Origin of the sequence: Neobacillus drentensis (genome assembly GCF_036965645.1) — a bacterium.
Classification (GTDB): domain Bacteria; phylum Bacillota; class Bacilli; order Bacillales; family Cytobacillaceae; genus Neobacillus; species Neobacillus drentensis_D.
In genome coordinates this window covers 1-7138 of record NZ_JBALPZ010000153.1, presented here as the reverse complement: position 1 = coordinate 7138, position 7138 = coordinate 1, and the positions used below count along the sequence as shown (strand labels likewise).

Below are 7138 nucleotides of genomic sequence, written 5' to 3'. Positions count from 1 at the left end.
TCTTCAATGCCGGGTTAAGCCAAAACGTAATAATAATATAGCTGGTGAAATGAAGGTAGTCGTCCCTAACCATTTGAATAGAAATTTTCAAGCTTCTAAACTAAATGAAAAATGGGTTACCGACATCACTTATCTCCCTTTCGGTCAATCTATGTTGTATCTCAGCACAATCATGGATTTATTTAATAATGAGATAATCGCATATCGAATTAGTACCAGCCAAGATGTGTCTTTAGTGATAGATACTTTAAACGACGCTGTAGAAGGTCGTGAAATTAGTGGCTTAATACTACATAGTGATCAGGGGTCTCAATACACTTCACGTTCATTTCAAAGAATAGCAAAAGAAAAAGGCATTACCACAAGCATGTCCCGGAAAGGCAATTGCTTGGATAATGCCGTCATTGAATCCTTCCACTCCACTATAAAGTCGGAAGAATTCTACTCTCAAGGAAGAGAGTTTCTTACAAATTCTATTGTAATCGAAAGAGTTGAAAAATTCATCAATCATTATAATCACACACGACTTCAGGCAAAATTAAACTACCTGTCCCCTATTGAGTTTAGGGAACAGGCAGCATAATCGGTGCTTTTTCGTTGTCTCATTTTAATAGGTCAGTTCAAATTAGCCGGCTCTCTTTTTTTTATACTTTCCTTCATGGATAATAAAAAAGAATGTAGATTACCCTTATGAAAGGGCTTTCTAAAAAAAGTGGTATTTCTCCTAATCGTTGTGACCTGTTTTCAAAACTATCAGAATGTTAAGTTATAAATGTAAACAAACACACAATAAAATGTCAAAGAATAATCAAAAAACCTTTACTGATTTTGTGCAAATGCACAAATATATTTGTTGTATGGGCTATACAAAAATAATATTCGATAGGTTAATATTCTTATAAGAAAGCGCTTCACCAAAACTGCTTTATGGTAATGACAAAAATATTGCAACCATCATGGAGTGTCTTTAATAAATAGAGAAGGGAGGGAAAATATATGGATAAAGACTTTGTCATCGTATTAGCTCCCGATTCATTTAAAGAAAGTATGACAGCAAAAGAAGCATGCGAGGCTATGGAAAGAGGAATTAAGAGAGTAAATAATCAGATTACGTGTATTCAAGTTCCAATGGCTGATGGTGGAGAGGGCACGATGCAATCACTGGTTGATGCTACTGGCGGTGAAATATATATGGTAAGGGTTATAGGTCCGCTAGGAAATGAAGTGGAAGCCCCCTATGGGATTTTAGGAGACGGTCAAACTGGTATCATTGAGATGGCTAGTGCAAGTGGACTTCATTTAGTACGAAAAGAAGATAGAAATCCGCTTATTACTACCACTTATGGTACAGGTCAATTAATAAAAGCCTGTTTAGATCAGGGGATAAATAAACTATTAATTGGTATCGGTGGAAGCGCTACAAATGATGGAGGAGCTGGGGTAATACAAGCTTTAGGCGGGAAATTGTTAGATGAAAATGGAGAAGAGCTGGGTTTTGGTGGAGGAGAGTTAGGCCGCTTGGCAAGAATCGATCTTACCAATTTTGATCCGCGTATAAAAGATATTACAGTCGAGGTAGCCTGTGATGTCAATAATCCACTTTGTGGAGAACGCGGAGCAGCCGTTGTGTTTGGACCACAAAAGGGTGCCACACCAGAAGTAGTTGAACGATTAGACAAAAACTTTATGAATTATGCAAATGTAATAAAAGCAGAACTTAATATCGATATCGTCGATGTACCTGGCGCTGGTGCAGCAGGGGGATTAGGTGCTGGACTGATGGTGTTCTTAAATGGAACTTTAAAAAAAGGCATTGATATTGTTATTGAATATACATCTCTGGAAGACAGAGTCAAGAATGCGGATATGGTCTGGACTGGTGAAGGCAGTATTGATTTCCAAACCAAATTTGGAAAGACTCCTTATGGGGTTGCTTCGGTTGCAAAAAAGTATAATAAGCCAGTAGTGGCATTCACAGGAAGCCTTGGTGAAAGTATCGATTCATTATATGAGAAGATTGATTCCATTTTCAGTATTATGCAAGGAGTTACTTCACTAGAGGAGGCATTGGTAAATGGTCAGCAAAACCTTCAAAGAACCTCTGAAAATGCTGTAAAACTGATGAATTTAATGAGGTAATTGAGAGCGAAACTAGTCCATAAAATGAGTTCTGACCTATTTATTATATAATTTAATAATATTAAACTAATAGTAGATAGCTGGTTAGAAAAGGTGATGTAATGAAATTATCGAAGCCAATAGCTGAAAAGGTCACAAAAGAAATGATGAAAATCATCCCCTTCAATATTAATCTGATGGATGAAAAAGGGTTGATTATTGGGAGTGGAGATAAGAAACGGGTAGGAACATTACATAAGGGAGCATCAAAGGTCATTGCCACCAAGAGCATCCATGAGATTTATACCGAAGGCGATGGGATGAAGCCTGGCGTCAATGAACCTATTGTTATTAACGGTGAGATTATTGGGGTCATTGGAATTACAGGCGATCCAGATGAAGTAAGGCCATTTAGTAAACTTGTTGGGGCAGCAGCAAAACTTCTAATCGAGCAGGAAAGCATAAGTAAGAAAGCCCAGAATGACAGAATCAAGCGTGAGACATTTTATCATGAATTAACCTACCGAAAAACAAGCTATGATGAAGAGTTTTTACAACAAGGAAAGATGTATGGCATTGACCTGACAAGGAACTGTCAAGCCATATTGATAAAAGGGAATTTCCATTCAAAGGAAATGAAAGCGTTTTTAGATCACTTTAGACATTATTCCACCATTGACAATAGCAAGAGGGTCTTGTTTATCACGGAACATAGCAGCTTTAAGGAAGTAATAACTAATTTAATAGGAAGAAAAGAAATAGAAAAAATAGCGATAGGTGAAAAGGAGGGATTTGCCGCCATTTCACACGAACAGGCTGCCAATGCCTTGTCGGTTGGCGTGAAAATAAGACCTTCAGAAAAGGTTTATTATTATCATCACTTAAAGTTATTTATACATCTGGCGTCTAATCATACGGAATTTCCTAGTTCCATCCTATCAGTCTTAGAAAGTTTAGGAAACAATCAGGAGCTATTCCATACATTGCAAATATATATGGAAGAAAATGGGGATATTATCAAAGCAGCAGATAAACTAAATATTCATAGAAATACGTTAAACTATAGATTAGAAAAAATTAGAAATTTAACAGGGAAGAATCCAAAAGTCATTCTAGAATTATTTGAATTAATATGTTCGATTATTTGGTTAAGTGAATAAGTGAAGTTTTGGATAGCTATAGATAATCAATTGGATAGATTACCGATAAGACTTTTATCTTTAAAGATGATAGAAAGGAGGAAAAGAATCCTTAATCATTACTTTGTTTGTACAAACAATAAACGAATGATTCAAGTAAGTAATCCAATTTCATCCAATCATATTATCATTTGACTTCCCATTTCATTTTATCTATATGTAGTGATTCAAAAAGGAGGATTATAATGAATACAAATCTTGCTGAAAAAATAACAGTACTTCCAACAGGAAAAATTAGAATGAAGGAAAAAATCGGATATGCCACTGGGGATTTAGCTTGTAACTTCATTTATCAAACAGTAAGTAGTTATCTATTATTCTTCTATACTGATGTATTTGGAATTTCGGCCGCAGCCGCAGGGTTTATGTTTCTGATTGTTCGTATGATTGATGCAGTAGCTGATCCACTGATTGGAACATTTGTTGATAAAACAAATACAAAATATGGAAGATTTCGTCCGTACCTTTTATATGGTGCCTTTCCATTTGCAGGCGTAGCGATTCTTTGTTTTACCACTCCTGCGTTTTCTGATCCTATGAAACTAGTGTATGCCTATATTACTTATATTCTGTTATCGATCACATATTCAGTCGTTAACATTCCTTATGCAGCGCTTACTTCAGCCATTACTCAAGATAACAAAGAGGTTGTCAGTTTAACCTCCGTCAGAATGTTATTCTCAAATACTGGTGGCTTAATTGTTTCTTTTGGAGTACCGCTTTTAGCCGGACTTTTTACAAATGCAACTGGAAAAACAAGTACTGGATGGCAAATTACCATGTCAATCATGGGAGTTTTAGGTGCCCTTCTATTACTTTATAGCTTCATGAATACAAAAGAACGAGTACAAATTAATCATTCCGAAGAAGCAAAAGTTAATTTTAAAGATATCTTTCTCCAATTAAAAGCCAATCGTCCGCTGGTCATCGTATGCTTTTTCTTTATTCTAAATTTCGGTGTTAACTCCATCGTCAACTCTGTTGGAATTTATTATGTCACTTATAACGTTGCAAGACCGGATTTAGTCAAGTGGTATGGTTTAATGGGAACGCTTCCTGCGCTCATCCTTATGCCATTAATGCCAATGATGTATAAATGGATGGGTAAGAAAAAGTTACTATTTACAGCTTTAACTTTGAAGGCGATCGGCTTAATCGCATTATTTGTTATTCCTGCCTCCATGGTTCCGCTTGTATTCGCTGGGCGTTTAGTTGCTGCATTAGGTACCATCACGGCAGGTGCCTTTACTTGGGCATTAATTCCTGAAACAATTGATTACGGTGAATACAAGACTGGCAAACGTGCAAGCGGTGTCATTTATGCGTTAGTCGGATTCTTCTTCAAATTTGGAATGGCCATCGGAGGTATTGTCCCAGGTTTGATCTTAGCCAACTTCGGTTATGTTGCCAATCAAGTCCAAACTGCAACAGCCTTACATGGTATTTTAGTTACAATGACCGCCATTCCAGCAGTATTCGTTCTTATCGAGCTTGTGGCCATTTATTTCTACAACTTTGATGAAAAAGAACATAAAAGAGTGCTAGCTGAATTAAAAACGAGAAGATAAGAAAATGGCGAAAATTCAGAATCCAGTATTATAAAGCTTTGCTTATCAAGAACTATTGTACTTCTTATGAAAGGAAGGAAATAAAGATGGAATTGCTTCAGGTAAGAAATAATAAAATTATGGATTCAACTGGAAATCCAATTCAACTTCGAGGAACTTGTATTGGCGGCTGGATGAATATGGAGGACTTTATTAATGGCTATACAGGAACGGAACATGCCCTCCGTCATACTGTTTCCGAAGTCATTGGAAAGGAAAAAGCTGAATTTTTATTCGACCGGCTGCTGCACTATTTCTTTGGTGAAGACGATATTGAGTTTATTAAGAGCTGGGGAGCAACTACGATTCGTATACCTTTAAATTATCGTCATTTTGAGGATGATGAGGCACCGTTTACTTACAAAGAATCGGGATTTACTCGCCTGGACAAAATCATTGATCTCTGTGAAAAGCACGGACTTTACGTTATTCTTGATCTTCACGCCGTACAGGGGTTTCAAAACACCCACTGGCATTCAGATAATGATGTGCGTCATAGCTTTTTCTGGCATGACAAAACGTATCAAGACAGGTTTATCGCTCTGTGGGAAGAGTTTGCCCGCCGTTACAAAGGGCGAGGTGTAATTGCAGGGTATAACGTCATGAATGAGCCTTGTGTGAATACCCCGCACGGCGATTTTCCGCACACATTCTTTGGCAATTATAAACCGGATTGGGAAAGGATGAATCGGGTTTACAGGCGGGTAGTGGAAGCCATCCGCAATATTGATCCTGACCACATCATTTTCCTAGAAGGGGATAACTACTCCAAGCTGTTTTCTGGTTTAGAAGCTCCGTTTGCTAAAAATCTGGTCTACAGCAGTCATAACTATACGGCGGCTGGATTTGGTCCAGGACAGTACCCGGGCGTGGCCGATGCGAAAACGGCCCGAGTAGAGAGTGGCAAGTATTGGGATAAATCTGTCCAAGAGGAAGTATTTTATAACCATGAAGGCACTAAGTTTGCACAAAAATATGATGTTCCTCTTTGGGTGGGTGAGTTTGGCTCCGTATATAATGGTCCAGAGCAGGAGAGATCGGATCGTTTAAGTGCCATGGATGATCAAATTAGTATTTTTGAAGAATTTGGCGCCCATTGGACAACTTGGACATATAAGGATGTTGGTGTTATGGGTTTAGTGACACTTGACCCGAAATCAGAGTATATGCAGAAGATTTCTTCCATATTAAAAATGAAACTTTCATTAAATACGGATGATTGGATGATTTGGCTGCCTGGGTTTGAGGCAAGAAAATCAGTTGAGGAGTTAGCGAGCCATTTGGAAGAGGTGGTTAATCCTGAACTGTCTCACAGTTTTAACCTATCCAGCCTTTCACAAGCCATTTTCACCATTTATGCGGGAGCGCTGATCCAGCCTGAGTATGCGAAAATATTTAAAGATTTATCCGAAGAAGAAATCGACCTTGTCATGCAGTCGTTTGCCTTTAAGAACTGTAAGATTAACGAAGGCTTGCTAAATATACTGAAGAAACATACAAATGAAAAGGTTGAGTTGGGAAATGGTTGATTTTTAAAAAAATAACTGATTTTAAAAGCTGATTTCAAAGGGGGGAAATCTATGTGGCTAGTGGCAAAAAGTTAGAAGCGTTAAGAAGGGCTTACTTACAATCCTTTGTAAATCACGAGCCTCATACACAGGATTTATCTACACCGAAGGTATGGCCTAAGTATATAGAGAACCGAATGAAAAAGAGCTTTGCAGAGTCATTTAAAAGCATGGGAATTGTCCGTGATGACGAGGCTGCACGATATAAAAATTGGAAAAATAATTATCAATTTTTTGGAGCTCCTGTTGCCATCTTCTTATGCCTTGATCATTCGCTTACAGATTGGTCATTGATTGATCTTGGGATGTTTGCCAACAGCCTGATGCTTGCAGCTAAGGCTCATGGACTGGATTCAGCACCAGCAGCAAGCTCGGTTTCCTACCCACATCATATTAGAAACGTACTAGGCGTCCCGGACAATCAGAAAATCATCGTGAGTATCATGATTGGGTATGCGGACCCAGAGCATCCATATAATCAATATGTTTCAAGCAGGGTACCTATTGAGGAAGTTGTCCATTTTAGGGGTATCTGATCATCAGGATTAGGATACCTTTGTCGGACAATATTTAACAGATGGGTGTCACTTTAATCATGAATATTTATTCCAGTTCTTATCACTTTCTTTGTTCACTGGTATAATTC

The 7138-nt window shown here is 37.9% G+C and carries 6 protein-coding genes; all 6 read left to right on the top strand.

The features are described 5' to 3' along the window. A partial coding sequence (locus tag V7266_RS24825; protein ID WP_335471863.1) for an IS3 family transposase occupies positions 1-583 on the top strand: 583 nt, incomplete at its 5' end. A gap of 413 nt (positions 584-996) precedes the next feature. Then, entirely contained in the window at positions 997-2139 is a 1143-nt protein-coding gene (locus V7266_RS24820) for a glycerate kinase family protein (protein WP_335471862.1), read from the top strand. A gap of 101 nt (positions 2140-2240) precedes the next feature. Then, positions 2241-3278: a CdaR family transcriptional regulator gene (locus V7266_RS24815; protein WP_335471860.1), complete on the top strand. Its 1038-nt coding sequence runs from the start codon at positions 2241-2243 to the stop codon at positions 3276-3278. Between the two features lie 224 nt (positions 3279-3502). After that, positions 3503-4885 (top strand): MFS transporter, encoded by a 1383-nt coding sequence (locus V7266_RS24810; protein ID WP_335471859.1) that lies wholly within the window; start codon positions 3503-3505, stop codon positions 4883-4885. Between the two features lie 86 nt (positions 4886-4971). After that, positions 4972-6453 carry a glycoside hydrolase family 5 protein gene (locus V7266_RS24805; RefSeq protein WP_335471857.1) on the top strand — a complete coding sequence of 494 codons (1482 nt, stop codon included), beginning with the start codon at positions 4972-4974 and terminating at the stop codon, positions 6451-6453. Positions 6454-6506: 53 nt separating this feature from the next. Beyond that, complete coding sequence (locus V7266_RS24800) at positions 6507-7028, top strand: nitroreductase (RefSeq protein WP_335471855.1); 522 nt, start codon at positions 6507-6509, stop codon at positions 7026-7028. Positions 7029-7138 lie beyond the last annotated feature (110 nt).